17 protein-coding genes are annotated in these 20,994 nt (G+C 65.1%); 12 read left to right on the top strand and 5 right to left on the bottom strand.

Features of this window, described 5'->3' with window-relative positions; translation table 11 throughout:
• Positions 1-197: 197 nt before the first annotated feature.
• The gene (locus tag OU800_RS00330; protein ID WP_268180241.1) at positions 198-1,103 is read right to left on the bottom strand and encodes a LysR substrate-binding domain-containing protein; all 906 of its coding nucleotides are present in this window, start codon (positions 1,101-1,103) and stop codon (positions 198-200) included.
• 242 nt (positions 1,104-1,345) lie between these two features.
• On the opposite strand from OU800_RS00330, the gene aspA reads away from it, so the two are divergent.
• Together aspA and OU800_RS00320 are read left to right on the top strand one after the other, a co-directional pair.
• Positions 1,346-2,770: an aspartate ammonia-lyase gene (gene aspA, locus OU800_RS00325; protein ID WP_268180239.1), complete on the top strand. Its 1,425-nt coding sequence runs from the start codon at positions 1,346-1,348 to the stop codon at positions 2,768-2,770.
• A 110-nt stretch (positions 2,771-2,880) separates the two neighbouring features.
• Entirely contained in the window at positions 2,881-4,131 is a 1,251-nt protein-coding gene (locus OU800_RS00320; protein ID WP_268180237.1) for a dicarboxylate/amino acid:cation symporter, read from the top strand.
• Between the two features lie 130 nt (positions 4,132-4,261).
• Here the strand turns inward: OU800_RS00320 and pdxR are convergent, their stop codons facing one another.
• On the bottom strand, positions 4,262-5,728 hold the full coding sequence (pdxR, locus tag OU800_RS00315; RefSeq protein ID WP_268184433.1) for a MocR-like pyridoxine biosynthesis transcription factor PdxR: 1,467 nt from the start codon (positions 5,726-5,728) through the stop codon (positions 4,262-4,264).
• Positions 5,729-5,826: 98 nt separating this feature from the next.
• Here pdxR and OU800_RS00310 point away from each other — a divergent pair, with 98 nt between their 5' ends.
• Positions 5,827-6,459, top strand: coding sequence for an FMN-binding negative transcriptional regulator (locus OU800_RS00310; protein ID WP_268180235.1), 633 nt, complete (start codon positions 5,827-5,829; stop codon positions 6,457-6,459).
• An 18-nt stretch (positions 6,460-6,477) separates the two neighbouring features.
• Positions 6,478-6,918 (top strand): GNAT family N-acetyltransferase, encoded by a 441-nt coding sequence (locus OU800_RS00305; protein WP_268180233.1) that lies wholly within the window; start codon positions 6,478-6,480, stop codon positions 6,916-6,918.
• 8 nt (positions 6,919-6,926) lie between these two features.
• On the opposite strand, the gene OU800_RS00300 is transcribed toward OU800_RS00305, so the two are convergent.
• Positions 6,927-7,739 carry a helix-turn-helix domain-containing protein gene (locus OU800_RS00300; protein ID WP_268180231.1) on the bottom strand — a complete coding sequence of 271 codons (813 nt, stop codon included), beginning with the start codon at positions 7,737-7,739 and terminating at the stop codon, positions 6,927-6,929.
• Positions 7,740-7,900: 161 nt separating this feature from the next.
• Here OU800_RS00300 and OU800_RS00295 point away from each other — a divergent pair, with 161 nt between their 5' ends.
• The 3 genes from OU800_RS00295 (at position 7,901) to OU800_RS00285 (ending at position 13,748) form a co-directional block, all read left to right on the top strand.
• On the top strand, positions 7,901-9,340 hold the full coding sequence (locus OU800_RS00295) for an alanine/glycine:cation symporter family protein (protein ID WP_268180230.1): 1,440 nt from the start codon (positions 7,901-7,903) through the stop codon (positions 9,338-9,340).
• Between the two features lie 66 nt (positions 9,341-9,406).
• Positions 9,407-10,399: an asparaginase gene (locus OU800_RS00290; RefSeq protein ID WP_268180228.1), complete on the top strand. Its 993-nt coding sequence runs from the start codon at positions 9,407-9,409 to the stop codon at positions 10,397-10,399.
• A gap of 106 nt (positions 10,400-10,505) precedes the next feature.
• Positions 10,506-13,748 carry an autotransporter family protein gene (locus tag OU800_RS00285; RefSeq protein WP_268180226.1) on the top strand — a complete coding sequence of 1,081 codons (3,243 nt, stop codon included), beginning with the start codon at positions 10,506-10,508 and terminating at the stop codon, positions 13,746-13,748.
• Between the two features lie 13 nt (positions 13,749-13,761).
• Here the strand turns inward: OU800_RS00285 and glsB are convergent, their stop codons facing one another.
• The gene (gene glsB / locus OU800_RS00280) at positions 13,762-14,670 is read right to left on the bottom strand and encodes a glutaminase B (RefSeq protein ID WP_268180224.1); all 909 of its coding nucleotides are present in this window, start codon (positions 14,668-14,670) and stop codon (positions 13,762-13,764) included.
• 154 nt (positions 14,671-14,824) lie between these two features.
• Between glsB and OU800_RS00275 the strand changes: the two genes are divergently transcribed.
• Entirely contained in the window at positions 14,825-15,754 is a 930-nt protein-coding gene (locus tag OU800_RS00275) for an AEC family transporter (RefSeq protein ID WP_268180223.1), read from the top strand.
• On the opposite strand, the gene OU800_RS00270 is transcribed toward OU800_RS00275, so the two are convergent.
• Positions 15,717-16,385, bottom strand: a complete 669-nt coding sequence (locus tag OU800_RS00270) for a hypothetical protein (RefSeq protein ID WP_268180222.1) — start codon at positions 16,383-16,385, stop codon at positions 15,717-15,719. The two genes, OU800_RS00275 and OU800_RS00270, sit on opposite strands and share 38 nt — an antisense overlap.
• A 402-nt stretch (positions 16,386-16,787) precedes the next feature.
• Here OU800_RS00270 and coxB point away from each other — a divergent pair, with 402 nt between their 5' ends.
• The 4 genes from coxB to OU800_RS00250 are packed head-to-tail and all read left to right on the top strand — an operon-like array spanning position 16,788 to position 20,965.
• A complete protein-coding gene (coxB, locus tag OU800_RS00265) occupies positions 16,788-17,912 on the top strand; it encodes a cytochrome c oxidase subunit II (protein WP_268180221.1) in 1,125 nt (374 codons plus the stop codon).
• 4 nt (positions 17,913-17,916) lie between these two features.
• Positions 17,917-19,500 (top strand): cytochrome c oxidase subunit I, encoded by a 1,584-nt coding sequence (gene ctaD / locus OU800_RS00260; protein ID WP_268180219.1) that lies wholly within the window; start codon positions 17,917-17,919, stop codon positions 19,498-19,500.
• A gap of 14 nt (positions 19,501-19,514) precedes the next feature.
• Positions 19,515-20,066 carry a cytochrome c oxidase assembly protein gene (locus tag OU800_RS00255; protein WP_268180217.1) on the top strand — a complete coding sequence of 184 codons (552 nt, stop codon included), beginning with the start codon at positions 19,515-19,517 and terminating at the stop codon, positions 20,064-20,066.
• Between the two features lie 11 nt (positions 20,067-20,077).
• Positions 20,078-20,965, top strand: coding sequence for a cytochrome c oxidase subunit 3 (locus OU800_RS00250; protein WP_268180215.1), 888 nt, complete (start codon positions 20,078-20,080; stop codon positions 20,963-20,965).
• The last annotated feature ends 29 nt before the right edge of the window (positions 20,966-20,994 follow it).

Genomic DNA, 20,994 nt, shown 5'->3' with positions numbered 1-20,994 from the left:
AAGCCACCCTTTGGGCTATTTCCTTTGGCTCATGGCTCGCCAGTTCAGAGAATGAATCTATACCTATCTCCTCGAAGCGCTTGATGACCGTAGGCCCAACACCTTTCACGGCCAGTAGAGCGGCCTTTTCCGATTCACTGAATGCCATAACGATAACGCTCCAATAATCAGGATTAACCACAGGCGTAATCCACCACTTATCCCCCGACTTCCCCCGCCCCCAACTTGCGCCACAGCAAGCGCACCGCCGCCTTGCGCACCAGTGCGCAGCGGTAGAGGCGGATTTCCAGGGGGATCTGCCAGTGCTCGCCGCCACATATGGCCAGTTCGCCACGGGCCAGTTCGGCGGTGACCGACAGGCGCGGCACCCAGGCCACACCCATGCCCTGCAGGGCCATGCTCTTGAGGCTGTCGGCCATGGCGGTTTCGTACACGGTGGTGGAGCGCAACACGCGCTGGCGCAGCAGCAGGTTCACCGAGCGACCGAGGAAGGCGCCAGCCGTGTAGGCGAGCAAGGGGATGCTCTGGCCGCTGTCGAGGTCGAACAGCGGCGCGCCACTCTCGTCGGTGGCGCAGACCGGCAGCATGGCGGTGGTGCCCAGGTGCAGTGAGGGGAAGATCTTCGGATCCATCTGCAAGGCGGCGTCGGGATCGTAGTAGGCGAGGATCAGGTCGCAGGCGCCTTCGCGCAGCGAGTGCACTGCCTCGCCGACGTTGGTCGCTACCAGGCGGGTGTTGAGCGGCAGGCCGTCGCGGCGCAGGTCGGCGATCCATTGCGGGAAGAAGCCCAGGGTCAGCGAGTGCGCGGCGGCGATCTGCAGCACTTCGCCCTGCTGGCCTTCCAGGTTATGCAGATGGCGCACCACCTCGCCGAGCTGCTCCACCAGGCTGCGCGCAGTGACCAGGAACAACCGCCCGGCCTCGGTCAGTTCGACGGGGGTGCAGGAGCGATCCACCAGGGTCAGCCCGAGCATGGCTTCGAGGCTGCGGATGCGCCGACTGAACGCGGGCTGGGTGACGAAGCGCTTCTCGGCGGCCTGGGAGAAGCTGCGGGTGGCGGCCAGGGTGACGAAGTCTTCCAGCCATTTGGTTTCCAGATTCATTGCCGGCTCCGGGGCATGACACTGTGCGGCACGTAGCCCGGATGCAATCCGGGGAGTTTGAATGGGCGCTCCCGGATTGCATCCGGGCTACGCGGTACGTCCGAAGTCAGACGGGCGTCACATACACATTATGCCGATTGCGCATAGGGCAGCAAGCAACGGCATTGGCCGGCCAAGCGCCAGAAACCTTACTCTATGGGCATCGCGGCACTTGCCGTATCTCCCAGAGAGCCTGTCTCATCATGTCCGCTGCTGCATCCTTCCGCGTCGAAAAAGACCTGCTTGGCACCCTCGAAGTCCCCGCCGATGCCTACTACGGCATCCAGACCCTGCGTGCGGTACAGAACTTCCGACTGTCCGGTGTGACCCTGTCGCACTACCCCAAGCTGGTGATCGCGCTGGCCATGGTCAAGCAGGCTGCAGCCGACGCCAACCGTGAGCTGGGCCACCTCTCCGCTGCCAAACACACGGCGATCAGCACCGCTTGTGCACGCATCATCCAGGGTGAGTTCCACGATCAGTTCGTGGTGGACATGATCCAGGGCGGTGCCGGCACCTCGACCAACATGAACGCCAACGAGGTGATCGCCAACGTCGCCCTGGAAGCCATGGGTCATGAGAAGGGCGAGTACCAGTACCTGCACCCGAACAATGACGTGAACATGGCGCAGTCGACCAACGACGCCTACCCGACCGCCATCCGCCTGGGCCTGCTGCTGGGCCACGACAGCCTGCTCACCGCGCTGGACAAGCTGATCCAGTCGCTGGCGGCCAAGGGCCTGGAGTTCGGCCACGTGCTGAAGATGGGCCGCACCCAGCTTCAGGATGCGGTACCGATGACCCTCGGTCAGGAATTCCACGCCTTCGCCACCACCCTCGGCGAAGACCTGCAGCACCTGAAGATGCTCGCCCCGACCCTGCTGCACGAAGTCAACCTGGGCGGCACCGCCATCGGTACCGGCATCAATGCCGATCCGAAATACCAGGCCCTGGCGGTCAAGCGCCTGGGCGTGATCAGCGGCCATCCGGTCAAGCCGGCTGCCGACCTGGTCGAGGCCACCAGCGACATGGGCGCCTTCGTGCTGTTCTCCGGCATGCTCAAGCGCACCGCGGTGAAGCTGTCGAAGATCTGCAACGACCTGCGCCTGCTGTCCAGCGGCCCGCGCACCGGCATCAACGAGATCAACCTGCCGGCGCGTCAGCCGGGCAGTTCGATCATGCCGGGCAAGGTCAACCCGGTAATCCCCGAGGCGGTCAACCAGGTGGCCTTCGAGGTGATCGGCAACGACCTGGCGCTGACCATCGCCGCCGAGGGTGGCCAGTTGCAGTTGAACGTGATGGAGCCGCTGATCGCCTACAAGATCTTCGACTCGATCCGCCTGCTGACCCGCGCCATGGACATGCTGCGCGAGCTGTGCATCGACGGCATCACCGCCAACGAAGCGCACTGCCGCGCGCTGATGGAGAACTCCATTGGTCTGGTCACCGCGCTCAACCCCTACATCGGCTACGAGAACGCCACCCGTATCGCCAAGGTCGCGCTGGAAAGCGGTCGCGGCGTGCTGGAACTGGTGCGCGAGGAAAAACTGCTGGATGACGCCACCCTTGATGACATCCTGCGCCCCGAGAACATGATCGCACCGCGCCTGGTTCCACTGCAGGGCTGAACATGCGCATGACACACGCCGCCGCCAGGGCGGCGTGTTCGTTTCCACGGCAATAGCACCAAGGCCGCACAGACGGCATCACAACAACGACAATCCAGGTGACAACCCATATGAGTCAGAACACCGCTGCACAGTCTTTCCTTGCCCGCGTGCCACTGTGGCAGCAGATTCTCGTCGGCCTGCTGCTCGGCGTGGCCGTCGGCATGCTGTTCAAGAGTGGCGCCCAGGCGCTGGCGCCAATCGGCACACTGTTTCTCAATGCGATCAAGATGCTCATCGTGCCGCTGGTCTTCGTTTCCCTGGTGGCCGGCATCACCTCGATGAGCGACAGCGCCAAGCTCGGCCGCATCAGCGTCAAGACCATCGCCATCTACCTGATCACCACCGCCTTCGCGGTGAGCATCGGCCTGCTGTTCGGCACCCTGTTCAGCCCCGGCGAGGGCATGCAGATGGTCGCCAACGGCACTATGGAGGCCAAGCAGGCACCTTCGCTGGTAGAGATACTGGTGGGCCTGGTACCGACCAACCCGGTGACCGCCTTCGCCGAAGGCAACATCCTGCAGATCATCGTCTTCGCCATCGCCCTGGGCCTGAGCATGAACCTGGTCGGCGAGAAGGCGGCGCCGGCGATTCGCCTGTTCGACAGCCTGGCCGAGGTGCTCTACAAGCTCACCGACCTGGTGATGCGCTTCGCCCCCATCGGCGTGTTCGCACTGATCGCCGGGGTGGTTTCGTCCCACGGTATCGAGGTACTGCTGCCGCTGGCCGGGGTGATCGGGGTGATCTACCTGGCCAGCATCGCCCATATGCTGGTGGTCTATGGTGGCCTGATCGGCGGCCTGGCGCGCCTCAGCCCGCTGCGCTTCTTCCGTGGCATCGCCCCGGCACTGGCGGTGGCCTTCAGTACCTCGAGCAGTTCCGGCACCCTGCCGGTGTCCATCGAGTGCGCGCGCAAGAACCTTGGCGTGTCGCAAGGCGTGGCCGGTTTCGTGCTGCCGGTGGGCGCCACCATCAACATGGACGGTACCGCCATCTACCAGGGCGTGCTGGCACTGTTCATCGCCCAGGGCTTCGGCATCGACCTGAACGCCGGCCAGTACCTGATGATCATCCTCACCGCCACCCTGGCTTCGATCGGCACCGCCGGCATCCCTGGCGCCGGCCTGATCATGCTCGGCCTGGTGCTGAGCTCGGTCGGCCTGCCGCTGGAAGGCGTGGCCCTGATCGCCGGTATCGACCGCATCCTCGACATGGCACGCACCACGGTGAATGTCGCCGGCGACCTGATGACCACCACCCTGGTCGGCCGCAGTGAAAATGAGCTGGATCGGGATATCTACAACAGCGACAACGCGGCCTGAACAACGATTTTCATAGGAGGCCTCACCAGCCTCACCACTCTGGGATGGCCTCGGCCATCCTTTTTTTGTGGCCTGCCATTCAAGAGTGGCTGCCGTAGGGTGCGCTGCGCGCACCGCCGGTTGGCCAGCATTAAAGCCTCCAGACCCTGCGTAGCGTCTGCACCGCCTCGACGATCTGCGCCTCAGGCACCGCAGCAAAACCCAGCACCAGCCCGGCGCGGGCGTCCTCAGCCGTTTCACTGTCGGGCAGCCAATAACCGCTCAGCGGGTTCATCTCCACCCCGGCAGCACGCGCCGCGCTGATCAGCTCGTGCTCACGCGCCAGGCTCTCGACCCTGATGCTCAGGTGCAGGCCGGCCTCCACCGCCGGCAACGGCGCACAACCCGGGATCGCCTGCGGCCATTCACGCAGCAAGATGTCGCGCCGCGACCGCGCGGCCTGGCGCATGCGCCGCACATGCCGCTGGAAGTGCCCGGCCGCGATAAATTCGGCCATCACCGCCTGGGTGCCGATCTCCAGATGGCGCATGTCCAGCGCCAGACGGCGACTGAAGCCCTCGACCAAAGCCATGGGCAGCACCAGATAGCCAAGGCGCAGGGCAGGGAAGGCGAGCTTGCCGAAGGTGCCGACATAGATCACCCGCTGCAGGGCATCCAGCGCGGCCAGGGGTGCCAGCGGCGTGCCGCTGTAGCGATATTCGCCATCGTAGTCGTCCTCGATGATCCAGCCACCCTCGCGCTTGGCCCACTCCAGCAGTGCCAGGCGCCGGGGCAGTGACAGGGTCACGCCGGTCGGGTACTGGTGTGAAGGCGTCAGGTAGGCCAGCCGGCAGCCGCCGATGCCTTGCAGGGCCTCGACCTGCAAGCCTTCACCATCCACCGGCACGCCCCGCACCTGCGCCCCGGCCACGGCGAAGGCATGCCCGGCGGCGCGATAACCGGGGTTTTCCACCGCCACCCGCTCACCGGGCTGCACCAGCAATTGGGCGCACAGGCTGATGGCCTGCTGTGCCCCCGTGGTGAGCACGATCTGCCTGGGGTCGCAGTCCAGACCACGGCCATTGCGTAGGTAGGCGGCGATCAACTCACGCAATTCCAGCAGGCCGGCGGGGTCGCCGTAGCCCAGGCGCGCCAGCGAAGGTTTGCGCCAGAAGCGCGCCTGCAGGCGTGCCCAGGTGGTGAAGGGGAACAGGTCGAAGGCTGGCACACCGATGCGAAACGCCCGCGGCGCACCCTCGACCGGCACCGGCAGATGATGCGCCTGCAAGCGCTGCAGCGCCGGGGTATCGACGGCCGTGGCGGCAACGGCGGACGAGGCTGGACGCGGCCGCGCCAGCTCGACGACATAGGTGCCATCGCCGACGCGCCCAGCCACATAGCCCTCGGCATAGAGCTGGTCGAGGGCGCGGGTCACGGTATTGCGCGAGATACCGAGCAAAGCGGCCAGCTCGCGACTGGCCGGCAAACGGGTACCACCGACCAGACGACCGTCGAGGATACGCTCGCGCAGCGCCTGGTAGAGCTGGCGCGCCAGACCATGGCCTGGCTGCAGGTGAATGCCGGAAAGATCGAAGGGCAGGGCAGGCGACTTGGCCATGGCAGCGGCGATTGGCTCCATCGAAGTGATCTTAAATGGATCTTACGTCAGGCCAATATCCTGCCTAGCATGGGCTCATCACGCCAGGAGAAGCTGCCATGTACTGCCCCGCCGCCTTCCGCCAGGATGACCTGGCCAGCCTGCACGCACAGATTCACGCCTGCGGTCTGGCTCTGCTCAGCAGTGCCGGCGAACAGGGCTTACAAGCCAGCCATCTGCCGCTGCTGCTGGAGCCCAGCGAAGGCGAGTTCGGCACCCTCTACGGCCACTTCGCCCGCGCCAACCCACACTGGCGCGATCTGGCCGATGGCGCCGAGACCCTGGCGGTGTTTAGCGGCCCGGACGCATACGTGCATCCCGGTTGGTACTCGGCCAAGGCCGAGCACGGCAAGGTGGTACCGACCTGGAACTACATCTCCGTGCATGCCTGGGGTCAGGCCGAGGTGTTCGACGAGCCCGAGCGCCTGCTGGAGCTGGTCAGCCGTCTCAGCGAACGCCACGAACAGGGGCGCCCGCAGCCCTGGGCGGTCAGCGATGCACCGCGTGAGTACCTCGACACCATGCTGCGCGCCATCGTCGGCTTCGCCATGCCGATCCGCCGCCTCGAAGGCAAATGGAAACTCAGCCAGAACCGCTCGACGGCCGATCAGGCCGGCGTGCGCAATGGCCTGGCCGCTTCAGCCAACCCGCGCGAGCGGGAACTGCTAGCGCACATGCCCCTTAGCGACTGAAGACCAAAGGAAAACCCCATGCTCGACATCCGCCCCATCACCGCTGCCGATCACGCCGCCTGGCTACCGCTGTGGCAGGGCTACCAGCACTTCTACCAGGCCGAGATCCCGACCGAAACCAGCGCCCTCACCTGGCAGCGCTTTCTCGACCCGGCCGAGCCGATGCACGCCGCACTGGCCTGGCAGGACGGTGAAGCGGTCGGCCTGGTGCACTTCATCTACCACCGCAGTTGCTGGACGACCGGTGACTACTGCTACCTGCAGGATCTGTTCGTGGCCGAGCACATCCGTGGCGGCGGTGTGGGCCGTGCGCTGATCGAGCACGTCTACGCCGAGGCACGCTCCGCTGGCGCCAGCCGCGTGCATTGGCTGACGCAGGAAACCAACTACCAGGGCCGCATGCTCTACGACCGCATCGGCGACCGTTCCGGGTTCATTCAGTACCGCAAGTTGTTCTGAGCCGCGCCTCACTCGATCTCGAACAGCCCATCGCGCAACTGCGCACCACCCAGGCGCTGGCGGATGTCGTCGTCGATGCGTGGGTCGTCCGGGGCGTAGAGCATCACCTGTCGGTAGGCGTTGACCCGATTGATCTCGCTGCCCAGGTATTGCCAGACCACGCGGGTGCAGGCCGGGGTGCGCCGGTCGCCGCTGGAGACGCCGGTCTTCAGGCCGTTGAGGCGGGTGATATGGCTCTTGAAGCTGGGGATGAGGATGGTCTGGCTCATCTCGTTGCCGGTCAGCGACTCGTAGTCGATGAGAAACAGTCGATCCTGCAGGTAGAAGGCGGCCCCCAGGTAACGGCAGCGCACCCAGTCCTCGGCGACGCCGCCGCGGGCGCGCTCCTGCCGTTCCTGGCGCTCGAACACGTAGCTGCCACGTTCCTCGCGCAGGTGCACCAGCGACAGCAGGATCTGCCCAGGCACCGACATGCAGTTGGAATACTCGAAGTAGTAACCGCAGTAACGCGCCAGCGAACTGGCATGGCCGCGCAATGGCTCGAACAGCTCCAGCAGTGGGTCTCTGCCATGGCTCGGCTGTGGCTCGCCATGGCGCGTGCCCATCAGCCGGGCGAAGGCCTCGCTCGGCAGTGCCAGTTCGTGGGCCTCGACGCCGAAGAAATCGCAGATGCGCTTGAGGTTGTGCGCGGTCGGTCGACTCTGCCCGGCCAGGTAGCGATTGAACTGCGCACGGTTGATGGCCAGCTTGCGACAGACCTCGGCAATCGAGCGGTAATGACTGCAAAGCAGTTTGAGATTGCTGCCGAGGGAATCGGACATATGGGCGGTCCAGGTGATGCGAGTGACGCGATTCTAGCATCAACTCGCGTCATTTCGCCGCGACCTGCGAAATTGCCCTATGAGGCCTCTATCACGAACCATTCCGCAATCCGCCCAGAGAGGCGTATTCCCCATTCAGAACAACAAGAGAGAAAGCCTCCATGCTCGATCTTCTCAATGACTTTATCTGGAGCAAGCTGCTGATCGTAATGCTGATCGGCCTTGGCTTGACCTTCACCATCACCTCACGCTTCGTCCAGTTCCGCTACCTGGGCAGCATGTTCAGCATTTTTGCCCAAGCCTTTGAACGCAAGCCCGGTCAACTCAGTTCGTTCCAGGCGCTGATGCTGTCGGTTGCCGGTCGCGTCGGCGCAGGCAATATCGCTGGCGTATCCGTGGCCATCATGCTTGGCGGCCCTGGCGCGGTGTTCTGGATGTGGGTCGTGGCTCTGATCGGCATGGCCACCAGCTACTTCGAGTGCTCGCTGGCCCAGCTATACAAGCGCCGTGAGCCCGATGGCACCTACCGTGGCGGCCCGGCGTTCTACATGCAGCACGGCCTCGGCCAGCGCTGGCTGGGCATCATCTTCTCGCTGCTGTTGCTGGCGACCTTCGGCTTCGGCTTCAACGCCGTGCAGTCCTTCACCGTGGCCAGCTCGCTGCATGACACCTTCGGTCTGCCGACCATCGCCAGCGGCATTGCGCTGACCGTGGTGATCGGCCTGATCATCTTCGGTGGCATCAAGCGTATCGCCAGCATGGCTGACGTACTGGTTCCGATCATGGCGTTCTCCTACATCGCCATGGCGCTGACCGTGATTGCCCTGAACGTTACGGAAGTCCCGGACGTGCTGACTCTTATCGTCAAGAGTGCTTTCGGCCTGGAACCGGCATTTGCCGGTGGCATGGGCGCCGCCATCATGATGGGCGTCAAGCGTGGCCTGTTCTCCAACGAAGCCGGTCTGGGTAGTGCGCCGAACGTGGCTGCCGTTGCCGAAGTGCAACACCCGGCCGCTCAGGGCATCGTGCAGTCGCTGAGTGTGTTCATCGACACCCTGCTGATCTGCACCAGCACCGCGCTGATCATCCTGCTGTCCGGCGTCTACCAGCCGGGTACCGAGATGGCCGGTGTTGTCCTGACGCAAAGCGCTCTGGCCGCTGTCGTCGGCGAGTGGGGCCGCGTGTTCGTCAGCATGGCGCTGCTGCTGTTCGTCTTCACCACCCTGGTTTACAACTACTACCTCGGCGAGAACGCCCTGGGCTTCTTCACCGAGAAGCGCGTACCGGTGATGGTCTACCGTGTACTGGTGGTCGTGCTGGTGCTGTGGGGTTCGGTGCAGGATCTGGGCACCGTGTTCGCCTTCGCCGACGTGACCATGGGCCTGCTGGCAATCTGCAACCTGATTGCCCTGGCACTGCTGTTCAAGGTCGGCCTGCGCCTGATGCGCGACTATGACGGCCAGATCAAAGCCGGTGTAAAAACCCCGGTACTCGATCCCAAGCAGTTCGCCGATCTGGATCTCGACCCCAAGGCCTGGCACGCACCGGCAGATGCCCCGGCCGCGCATGCCGAACTTGGCGATCGCGTCTACCAGCGTTGACGCCCGCGTGAAACAAGGGGGGCGTTGCCCCCCTTTTTCTTGCCCAACGTTTACCGAGGAGAGCCCATGGCGACCCCAGCAAAACTCCTGGTGCTGTATACCGGCGGCACCATCGGCATGCAGATGAGCGAAGCCGGCCTGGCGCCGGCCTCCGGTTTCGAGGCACGCATGCGTGCCCGGCAGAGCGAAGAGAACCCGGCCGAGCTGCCCCACTGGGTCTTCCGCGAACTGCTGCCGTTGATCGATAGCGCCAACATGACCCAGCGCCACTGGCTGGCCATCCGCGATGCCATCGTCCAGGCAGTCGAAGCCGACGGCTGCGACGCCGTGCTCGTGCTGCATGGCACCGATACCCTGGCCTACAGCGCCGCGGCATTGAGCTTCCTGCTGCTTGGCCTGAACGTGCCAGTGGTGCTCACCGGCGCCATGCAGCCGGCTGGCGTGCCCAACGGCGACGCCTGGCCCAACCTGTTCGGTGCCCTGCGTACCCTGCATCGCGGCGTCGCGCCGGGGGTGCACCTGTATTTCAACGGCCAACTGATGCACGGCGCGCGTTGCGCCAAGTTGCGCAGCGATGCCTTCGACGCCTTCCAGGTGCTGGAGCGCACGCGTCAGGCCGAGCGGGCTGCCAGCATCGACGCGGCCACCGACTACCGCCAGCAGCGCCAGCCGGTCAGCCTGGCCGTGCTGCCGTTCTACCCGGGCGTGCAGGCTGCCCAGGTGCGCGCACTGGTGGCCAGCGGCGCCCGTGGCCTGCTGCTGGAATGCTATGGCAGCGGCACCGGCCCGGCCGGCGATGCCGAGTTCATGACTGCGCTGCGCGAAGCCCATGAGCAGGGCGTGGTGCTGGCTGCCATCAGCCAGTGCATGCAGGGCCATGTGCAGTTCGGCGTGTACGCGGCCGGCAGTCGGCTGGCCGAGGCCGGTTTGGTGTCCTGCGGCGGTATGACGCGCGAAGCGGCGCTGGGCAAGCTGTTCGCCCTGCTCGGCGCCGGCCTGGCGCAGGCCGAGGTGGAGCGCTGGCTGGGGCTGGATCTGTGCGGAGAAATGGCCGACTGAGGGTAGCCATCCAAAAGCTCTCCCGGAGCCGGCCGTTGGACATCATTTCGTCATAACCCCCGGGCATCTTCGTTGGCCATTCTTATTCCAACGAAGGGTGCCCGCCATGAACCCGCTGCTGCGTCCACTCCCCCTTGCGCTGGCCTTGCAGGCCCTGATCGCCGGCCCGGCCCACGCCGACTTCACCATCACCGCCGGTAGCACGGAAACCAGCGGGCAAAACCTCAGCGGCACCGGCACGGTGGAACAGACAGCCAGCCTGGCCACCAGCGGCAGCACCGTGGCGGTCACGGTGGCCAGCGGCAGTTCGCTGCTGAACAATGCCGGTAGCATCCGCCAGAGTGGCACGGCCAGGGCCATCGATGCCAACAGCGGCACCCCCGATTTCACCCTGCGCAACGCCGCCGGCGCGCTGATCGACGCCACCGGCAACGTCGCCATCCGCCTCAACCGCGCCAATGGCCACTACCTCATCGACAACCAGGGCACCATCTCGCAAAGCGGCGCGAGCGTGGACGGTGAGCGGGCGATCAAGGCCGACGCCAACTACAGCAGCAGCGGCAACCAGATCATCAACGGCAGCACCAGCAACCGTGACGCGGTGATCAGCTCCAGCGGCAACGACGCCCTGCGCCTGGGCAGCAACTTCACCCTGAGCAACTACGGCCGCATCTTTTCCACGGGCCTGGTCAACACCAGTTGCCCGAGCTACGTGAACTGCGTGAACGATTACTCCGCCGCCGATGGCGTGGCCATCGAGAACGGTCGCAGCAACGTTGCCATACTCAACCATGGCAGCATCGAAGGCCCGCGCCATGGCATCGATGGCGGCGACCCTGTGGCATTCAACCCCGACGCCAACCTCCTGGGGCTGGAGCGCCTGATCATCACCTCCGCAGACGGCAACGGAGTGACCTTCGACAAGGTGGTCGGCGGCATCACCAGCAGCGGCGTGCGCATCGCCGACTCAGTGGTGATCAACTACGCAGACGGCACCATCATCGGTAACAACGGCTCCGGCGTCGGCCTCGACAGCCACGGTGTGGTGTTCAACTACGGCCTGATCAGCGGCCGTTACGCCGGCGCGGGCAATGTCTACGACCACGAGGGCGCGGGCCAGACCACCAGCAATGGCGACGGTGATGGCGTCGACATCGACGGCGTGACCTATATCGAGAACCATGGCCGCATCGAAGGCCTCGGCGCCGGCGGTCTGGACTCCGGCGGTCGGCCCAACGGCGCGGATGGCATCGCCGCAGGTGGCGGCACCATCATCAACGCCAGCGGCGCGAGCATCTTCGGCCAGTCCAAGGGCATCCTCATCGACGACGGTGCCAACGGCACCGCGGCGGCCAGCGGCCGTGGCACCAGCAGCGTGGCCGCCACCCTGGCGCGCATCGACAACGCCGGCAGCATCATCGGTGAGGAGGAGGCGGCCATCGGCTTGGTGGGTGACTTCGACGATCTGCTGTTCAACCGCAGCGGCGGCGTCATCCAGGGCGGCAGCGCCACCACCCGGGTGGACGAGCTGGGCAGCACCACGGCGGGCGCCGCCGTGCAGATGGGGGCTGGCGACGACCTGCTCAGCAATGCCGGCCTGATCGAAGGCCGCAATGGCCTGGCGGTGGATCTGGGCGCCGGTGACGACCGCCTGGAGGTACTGGCTGGCGGGCGCTTCATCGGCCGCATCGACGGCGGCGCTGGCTACGACCGGGTGCAGTTGAACGGCGCCGAGGGTGGCAGCTTCGGCAACAGCACCGGCTTCGAGCGCCTCGAGGTGCTGGCGGGCGCCTGGACGCTCGACAGCAGCGACTTCAGTGACCGCGTGCAGGTACTCGGCGGCAGCCTGCACAACCTCGGGCGCATTCTCGGCGATGTCAGCGTCGCCAGCGGTGCCGGCTTCGGCGGCGGCCAGGTGGATGGCAACCTGACGCTGACCAGCGGCGCCAATTTCGACTTCCACCTCACCCCCAGCAGCGCCGACGCCACCCAGGTGCGAGGCAGCGCCAGCCTGGCCGGCGCCAACCTGCGCATTCTCGCCGCGCCAGGTGAATATGCCCTGTCCCGGCAGTATCAGATCCTTGAGGCCGGTGCTGGCATCAGCGGTCAGTTCGCCACGGTCAGCAGCAACCTGGCCTTTTTTACCCCGACCCTGAGCTACGCCGCCGACAGCGTCACCCTGACCCTGCAGCGCAACGATCTGGGCCTGGTCGATTTCGCCGGCAATGCCAATACCCGCAGCCTGGCCAGGGCGCTGCAGAACCAGAATGCCAGCGCCTTGCAGCAACGTCTGTTGGGTGCCAGCGCGCAGGATGTGCAGCGTGGCCTGGAACAACTGGCCGGCAGCAGCAACGCCAGCAATGCCGGCGCCACCCTGGCCAGCAGCACGCAGGTGGGCACCAGCATGCTGGCGGCCATGCAGCAGGTAGCCGGCGGCGGCCTGCAAACCGCGCAACTGGAGGAAGACGGGCCATTGCTCGCCGCCCTCGGCGTGCCCCAGCAAGCGCGCGAACTGAACGACCCGAACGCCGCCGCCCGCCTGTGGATACAAGCGCTGGGCAGCCACGGCAAGCTCGACAGCGTGGCCGGCGACATTCGCCAGGACAACGGCGGCGCGGTGATCGGAGCCGACTGGCCGGTCGGCGGGCAATGGCGCCTGGGCGTGCTGGGCGGCTACGGCAAGACCCAGGTGGACGCCACCCAGAGCGCCGAGAACGACATCGGCAGCCTGCACCTGGGCCTGTACGCACAACGTCTCGACGGCCCCTGGGCCCTGCGCCTCGGCGCGGCCTATAGCCGCCACGACAACGACAGCCAGCGCCGCCTCGACTTCGCCGGGCTGCAGGAGAAACTCAAGGGCGACTTCGACGCCAACAGCCAGCAGGCCTTCGCCGAACTGGCCTACCGCACGGCCCATCAACGCCTGCTGGCCGAGCCCTTCGCCTCTCTTGGCTACCAGCGCTACAGCAGCGAAGGCTACGACGAGCGCGGCGGCAGCGGTGCCCTGCATGTCGAGGGCAACGACCAGGACAACCTCAGCAGCAGCCTGGGCGTACGCCTGGCCCACCTCGGCACCCTGGAGAACGGCATGAGCCTGACCCCACGCCTGAGCCTGGGCTGGCGCCATACCTTCGGCGACCTCGAAAGCAGCGCACGGCAGTCCTTCCTCACCGGCGGCAATGCCTTCGAGGTGGAGGGCACGGCGCTGGATCGCGACAGCCTGCTAGTCGAAGCGGGACTGGATCTCGGCCTCAGCGTCGCGCAGAACCTGGCACTGAGTTACAACGGCGAACTGGGCGAGAAGGCGCAGAACCATGCGCTGATTCTGCGTTGGCAGGCTCGTTTCTGAGCCTCAGCGGGGCTCAGAACACCGACCAGCCAATGCGCTCGCTGAGCAGCTCCAGGGCCTTGATGCCGGCCAGCGAGTTGCCGGCGGCGTTGAGCTCCGGCGACCATACGCAGACACTGAAGCGCCCCGGCACCACCGCGACGATGCCGCCGCCGACGCCGCTCTTGCCGGGCAGGCCGACACGATAAGCGAAGTTGCCGGCCTCGTCGTACAGCCCGCTGGTGGCCATGATGGCGTTGACCTGCTTGCTCTGCCGGGGCGACAGCACCTGCTCGCCGCTGTGCTGGCAGAAGCCCTGGTTGGCCAGAAAGCCGAAGGCGCGGGCCAGGTCGACGCAGCTCATGCGCAGCGCGCAGCAACTGAAATAGCTGCGCAGCACCGCCTCGACATCGTTGTGGAAGTTGCCGAAGGCCTGCATCAGGTAGGCCATGGCAGCGTTGCGCGCACGGTGCTGGTATTCGGACTCGGCGACGTGGTTGTCCACCGTCACCTCCGGGTTGCCCGACAGGCGCCGGGCGAAATCACGCATCGACAGCGCCGGGGCCGCATAGCGCGACTGGTTGATGTCGCAGATCACCAGCGCGCCGGCGTTGATGAAGGGGTTGCGCGGTTTGCCCCGCTCGAACTCCAGTTGCACCAGCGAGTTGAACGGCTGCCCGGACGGCTCATGGCCCAGGCGCTGCCAGATCGCTTCGCCGCTGTGACCGATGGCCTGCACCAGGCTGAACACCTTGGAAATGCTCTGAATGGAGAAGGGCGTGCGCGCGTCTCCGGCCACATGCAACTGGCCGTCGTTGCCGTACACGGCGATGCCTAGCTGATCGGGCACGACACTGGCCAGCGCGGGGATGTAGTCGGCCACCTTGCCCTGGCCGATCAGCGGGCGGACTTCATCGAGGATTTCGTTCAACAACGCTTGCATGCATAAAGCCTGTTCAAAGTCTCGCGACAGCGCCGGAGCATCCCGGCAGGTCAGTGCTAGACGCCTGCGGGCGCAACCGAATCACAGGCAATGGCTTGCGCCACAGCGGCGACAGCCCCTAGGCTCGGGCCTCTTTGCGCCGATGGCTGTGCCGATGTCCACCGTTCTCAATGTGCTGCTGCCGATCTTCGGCCTGATCCTGGTCGGCTTCGTCTGTCGCCGCAGCAACCGCCTGGGGCCGACCGCCGCCTCGGAAATGAACCGCTTCGTGGTCTGGCTCGGCCTGCCAGCGCTGCTGTTCAGCCTCACGGCCAAGGCCGACTGGGCGCATATCTGGCAGCCCGGTTTCCTGCTGGCTTTCAGCGGCGGCACCCTGGCGGTGTTCCTGGTCACCCTGGCGTACCGCTGGAAGACCACTGGCAGCCTGGTCGACGCCAGCATCGACGGGCTCAGCGCCGGCTATGCCAACACCGGCTATATCGGTATTCCACTGTGCCTGCTGGTGCTCGGCGAGGACGGCATGACGCCAGCGCTGATCGCCTCGCTGATCGTGGTCTGCGTGCTGTTCGCCCTGGCCGTGGTGTGCATCGAGGTCGGCCTGCAAAGCCAGAAGGGGCTGGGCGGAGCGATTGCCCAGGTCAGCCTGGCACTGCTGAAGAATCCGCTGGTGGTCGCTCCTGCGCTCGGTGCCCTATGGTCGCTCGGTGGGTGGCAGCTGGCGCCAGCGCTGGACGAGTTCCTGCGCCTGCTGGGCGCGGCCACCGTGCCCTGCGCGCTGGTGTCGCTGGGGTTGTTCCTGGCGCAGCGGCAGAGCGGCTCGGCTCAGGGCGCCTGGCCACTGGTGGCCCTGAAGCTGCTGCTGCAGCCACTGGTGACCTGGTTCATTGCCTTCGTCCTGCTCGACCTGCCGCCGTTCTGGGCACATGCCGCACTGCTGCTCAGCGCGCTGCCCACCGGCACCGGGCCGTTCATGCTCGCCGAGTATTACCAACGCCAGGCAGCGCTGGTGTCGCGGGCGATTCTCTACTCGACACTTGGCTCGCTGCTCACGCTGTCGCTGCTGCTACTGGCACTCGCGCCGTGAGCTGCAGATCGACACCCAACTGACGCGACAGGCAGGGCCAGCGTTGCCAGGCCGAGGCGGTATCCGGCGCGGCCAGGCGCTCGCGGTAAGCCTGCACCGACGGCTGATCGAAGCTGGCGTCGTCGAGCATGCCGCTCAGGGCATGGTGCACCGCCTCATCGAGCTGATTGGCGAATGGCTCGCCGATCAACTGGTGAGCGATCAGGTTGGCGCGGGTGGTGTCCAGCGGGATCAGCGGCTGGCCGAAGTGAGCGATGTAGCGATCGTTCACCTCTTCCACCAGGCGATGGGCCAGGTAGGCCTCATCGAGCAGGCCATCCAGCCCCTCGTGCCCGGCCATCAGCGCCAGTGGCTGGAGGAAGAACTGCTCGGCGATCTTCAGCACCGGCTTGATCGCCTCCTCGATGCCCGCTTCGCGCGCCACCTCGGCCGCCGCGTCGAGCACGTCCGGCACCTCGTCGATGTAGGCGACGACGAAGTTGGTCAAGGCACCCGGAGCATCCTCGTCCGGCAGGCGGATGGCAGGGTGCAGCCCCTCGAAGCGGGCTTGCAGGCTCTGGGCAAGGGCCTGGCTGGTCGCCTCGTGCTGACGAGCCTGGGCGATGAGCTGGCGAATGGCGGCGGTATTCATGATGACTCCGAAGCGGGCAAGACATGGAGGTGAACCTTAGCTGGCGACCTGCACCTGCTAAGACGCAATTGTCATAACTTCTTCACAGTTATGCGAGTCCGCTATAAAGAACGCCGTGCAATCCGCGCCAGACCACGCCATCCGTGGTCTGTGCCGCTTCGTTGCGCCTGTCCTGCCTGGCTCGATGGGCACATTGCGACCTCGGGGGTGCTGTCTATACTCGAACTCGAAAGGCAGTACCTGATGGAACCGGACGGGCTTAGGCACGAGGTTTCGACAGCAGTTGCCGTAGTCGCGACGGCGTATGGCTCGTGCAAGCCACCATGCCGCCACGTGGCAGTCGACCCCACCCACAAGGCTCAGCCGGCGGGATAACAAAAACAATATCGAGGGGAACCCGCGATGATGCGACATCCACGAGTCTGGATGGGCCTCTTGCTGTGGCTGATATTGAGCTCGGCGCACGCCCAGTGGACGGTGAACATGGCGCCCGGTGTCACCGAGGTCAGCCGCTCCGTGTTCGATCTGCACATGACCATCTTCTGGATCTGCGTCGTGATCGGCGTGATCGTGTTCGGCGCGATGTTCTGGTCGATGATCATTCACCGTCGCTCAACCGGCCAGGAACCCGCGCACTTCCATGAAAGCACCACGGTGGAGATTCTCTGGACCGTGGTGCCACTGGCGATCCTGGTGGTCATGGCAATCCCCGCGACCAAGACCCTGATCGACATCTACGACACCTCCGAGTCGGATCTGGACATCCAGATCACCGGCTACCAATGGAAGTGGCACTACAAGTACCTGGGCCAGGATGTCGAGTTCTTCAGCAACCTGACCACGCCCCGCAGCCAGATCAACAACCGCGAGGCCAAGGGTGAGCACTATCTGCTGGAGGTGGACGAGCCACTGGTGGTGCCGGTAGGCGCCAAGGTGCGTTTTCTCATTACCTCCGCCGATGTCATCCACTCCTGGTGGGTGCCGGCACTGGCAGTGAAGAAAGACGCCATCCCCGGCTTCATCAACGAATCCTGGACTCGCATCGAGGCGCCCGGCACCTACCGTGGCCAGTGCACCGAGCTGTGCGGCAAGGATCACGGTTTCATGCCCATCGTGGTCGAGGTCAAGAGCAAGGAAGACTTCGCCGCCTGGCTGGGCGAACGCAAGCAGGCCGCCCTGGCCGAGCGCGAGCTGACCAGCAAGGAATGGACGATGGAAGAACTGATGGCGCGCGGCGAGAAGGCCTACAACACCACCTGCGCCTCCTGCCACCAGCCCACCGGCGAAGGCCTGCCGCCGATGTTCCCGGCGCTCAAGGGCTCGGCCATCGCCACCGGCCCGGCCGAGGGGCATATCGACATTGTCTATCACGGCAAGCAGGGCACCGCCATGGCGGCCTTCGGCAAGCAACTGTCGCCGGTCGACCTGGCCGCCATCATCACCTACGAGCGCAATGCCTGGGGCAACAATGTCGGTGACATGGTCACGCCCAAGGACATTCTCGACTTCGCCAAGGCGCAGGAGTAAGGACATGAGTGCAGTGATCGACCACGGTCATACTGACCACCACCATGGCCCGGCCAAGGGCCTGATGCGCTGGGTGCTGACCACCAACCACAAGGACATCGGCACCATGTACCTGTGGTTCAGCTTCTGCGCCTTCCTGCTTGGCGGCTCGATGGCGATGGTGATTCGCGCCGAGCTGTTCCAGCCGGGGCTGCAGATCGTGCAGCCGGAATTCTTCAACCAGATGACCACCATGCACGGCCTGATCATGGTCTTCGGCGCGGTGATGCCGGCCTTCGTCGGCCTGGCCAACTGGATGATCCCGCTGATGATCGGCGCGCCGGACATGGCCCTGCCACGGATGAACAACTTCAGCTTCTGGCTGCTGCCGGCGGCCTTCGGTTTGCTGGTCAGCACCCTGTTCATGGAGGGCGGCGGGCCGAACTTCGGCTGGACCTTCTATGCACCGCTATCGACCACCTACGCGCCGGAATCGGTGACCTTCTTCATCTTTGCCATCCACCTCATGGGCATCAGCTCGATCATGGGGGCGATCAACGTGATCGCCACCATCCTCAACCTGCGTGCGCCAGGCATGACCCTGATGAAGATGCCGCTGTTCGTCTGGACCTGGCTGATCACCGCCTTCCTGCTGATCGCAGTGATGCCGGTGCTGGCCGGCGTGGTGACCATGATGCTGATGGACATCCACTTCGGCACCAGCTTCTTCAACGCCGCCGGCGGTGGCGACCCGGTGCTGTTCCAGCACGTGTTCTGGTTCTTCGGCCACCCCGAGGTGTACATCATGATCCTGCCGGCCTTCGGCGCGGTCAGCTCGATCATCCCGGCCTTCTCACGCAAGCCGCTGTTCGGCTACACCTCGATGGTCTACGCCACGGCGAGCATCGCCTTCCTCTCGTTCATCGTCTGGGCGCACCATATGTTCACCGTGGGCATCCCGCTGACCGGCGAGCTGTTCTTCATGTACGCCACCATGCTGATCGCCGTGCCCACCGGGGTGAAGGTGTTCAACTGGGTGAGCACCATGTGGCAGGGCTCGCTGACCTTCGAGGCGCCGATGCTGTTCGCCGTGGCCTTCGTGATTCTCTTCACCATCGGCGGCTTCTCCGGGCTGATGCTGGCCATCGCCCCGGCGGACTTCCAGTACCACGACACCTACTTCGTGGTGGCGCACTTTCACTATGTGCTGGTGCCGGGGGCGATCTTCGGCATCTTCGCCTCGGCCTACTACTGGCTGCCCAAGTGGACCGGGCACATGTACGACGAAGTGCTGGCCAAGCTGCATTTCTGGCTCAGCTTCGTCGGCATGAACCTGGCGTTCTTCCCCATGCACTTCGTCGGTCTGGCCGGCATGCCACGGCGTATCCCCGACTACAACCTGATGTTCGCCAACTTCAACATGGTCTCGAGCATCGGCGCCTTCCTGTTCGGCGCCACCCAGTTGCTGTTCCTGTTCATCGTCATCAAGTGCATCCGTGGCGGCAAACCGGCCCCGGCCAAGCCCTGGGACGGCGCCGATGGTCTGGAGTGGACGGTGCCGTCGCCGGCGCCCTATCACACCTTCAGCACACCGCCGGATGTGAAATAGGCAGGAGGTGAGCCGTGAGCGAAACCATCGCAACCCGTCGCCTGGTCACCCGCCTGCTGCTGGTGGTGGTGGTGATGTTCTGCTTCGGGGTGTTCGTCCTGCCGCCGTTCTACGACGCCATGTGCCGTGCCTTCGGCATCAATGGCAAGACGGCCGGCGCCTATCAGGGCGAGCAGCAGGTCGATGCGGTGCGCGAGGTGCGGGTGCAGTTCCTCGCCACCAACGCCGCCGGCATGGTCTGGGAGTTCGGGCCGAAAGCCGATGACCTGGTGGTACACCCCGGGGAGACACGCGACATGTTGTTCGTCGCCTACAACCCGAGCGACGAGCCGATGACCGCCCAGGCCATTCCCAGCGTCTCGCCCGCACGAGCAGCGGCCTTCTTCCACAAGACCGAATGCTTCTGCTTCACCCAGCAGGTGCTGCAACCCGGTGAACGCATCGAGATGCCGGTGCGCTTCATCGTCGACCGCGACCTGCCCGAGGACGTCAGGCACCTGACCCTGAGTTACACCCTGTTCGATATCACCGCGCGCAAACCGCCCGTGGCACAGGCGGCTCCCTGAGGAGAAATGAGATGTCGAGTCACGAAAACTACTACGTCCCGGCCCAGAGCAAATGGCCCATCGTCGCCACCCTCGGCCTGCTGGTCAGCGTCGCTGGCGTCGGCACCTGGTTCAATGACCTGTCCGCCGGGCGCGAAACCTCCAACGGCCCGCTGATCTTCTTCGTCGGCGGGCTGATCCTGGCCTACATGCTGTTCGGCTGGTTCGGCAACGTGATCAAGGAAAGCCGCAGCGGCCTGTACAGCGCGCAGATGGATCGCTCGTTCCGTTGGGGCATGACCTGGTTCATCTTCTCCGAGGTGATGTTCTTCGCCGCCTTCTTCGGTGCGCTGTTCTACATCCGCATGTGGTCCGGCCCCTGGCTCGGCGGCGAAGGCGACAAGGGCATCGCCAACATGCTCTGGGAAGGCTTCGAGTATAGCTGGCCGTTGCTGCAGAACCCCGACTCCAAGCTGTTCCCGCCCCCCACGGCGGTGATCGACCCCTGGCACCTGCCGCTGCTCAACACCATTCTGCTGGTGTCCTCCAGCGTCACCGTCACCTTCGCCCACCACGCCTTGAAGAAGAACAATCGCGGCGCCCTGAAAGCCTGGCTGGCCGCGACCATCCTGCTCGGCGCGGCCTTTCTGTTCTTCCAGGTGGAGGAATACATCGAGGCTTACACCGAGCTGGGTCTGACCCTCGGCTCGGGCATCTATGGCGCCACCTTCTTCATGCTCACGGGCTTCCACGGTGCTCACGTCACCCTCGGTGCGCTGATCCTCACGGTGATGCTGATCCGCATCCACAAGGGTCACTTCGATGCTGAAAAGCACTTCGGCTTCGAGGCCGCCTCCTGGTACTGGCACTTCGTCGACGTGGTCTGGCTGGGGTTGTTCATCTTCGTCTATGTGCTTTGAAGCAGTTACAAGCTGCAAGTGAGTCGCAG

The sequence above is a fragment of the Pseudomonas sp. GOM7 genome (assembly GCF_026723825.1).
Classification (GTDB): Bacteria; Pseudomonadota; Gammaproteobacteria; order Pseudomonadales; family Pseudomonadaceae; genus Aquipseudomonas.
The sequence above is the reverse complement of the archived record's forward strand: the minus strand, read 5'-3'. Positions and strand labels throughout refer to the sequence as shown.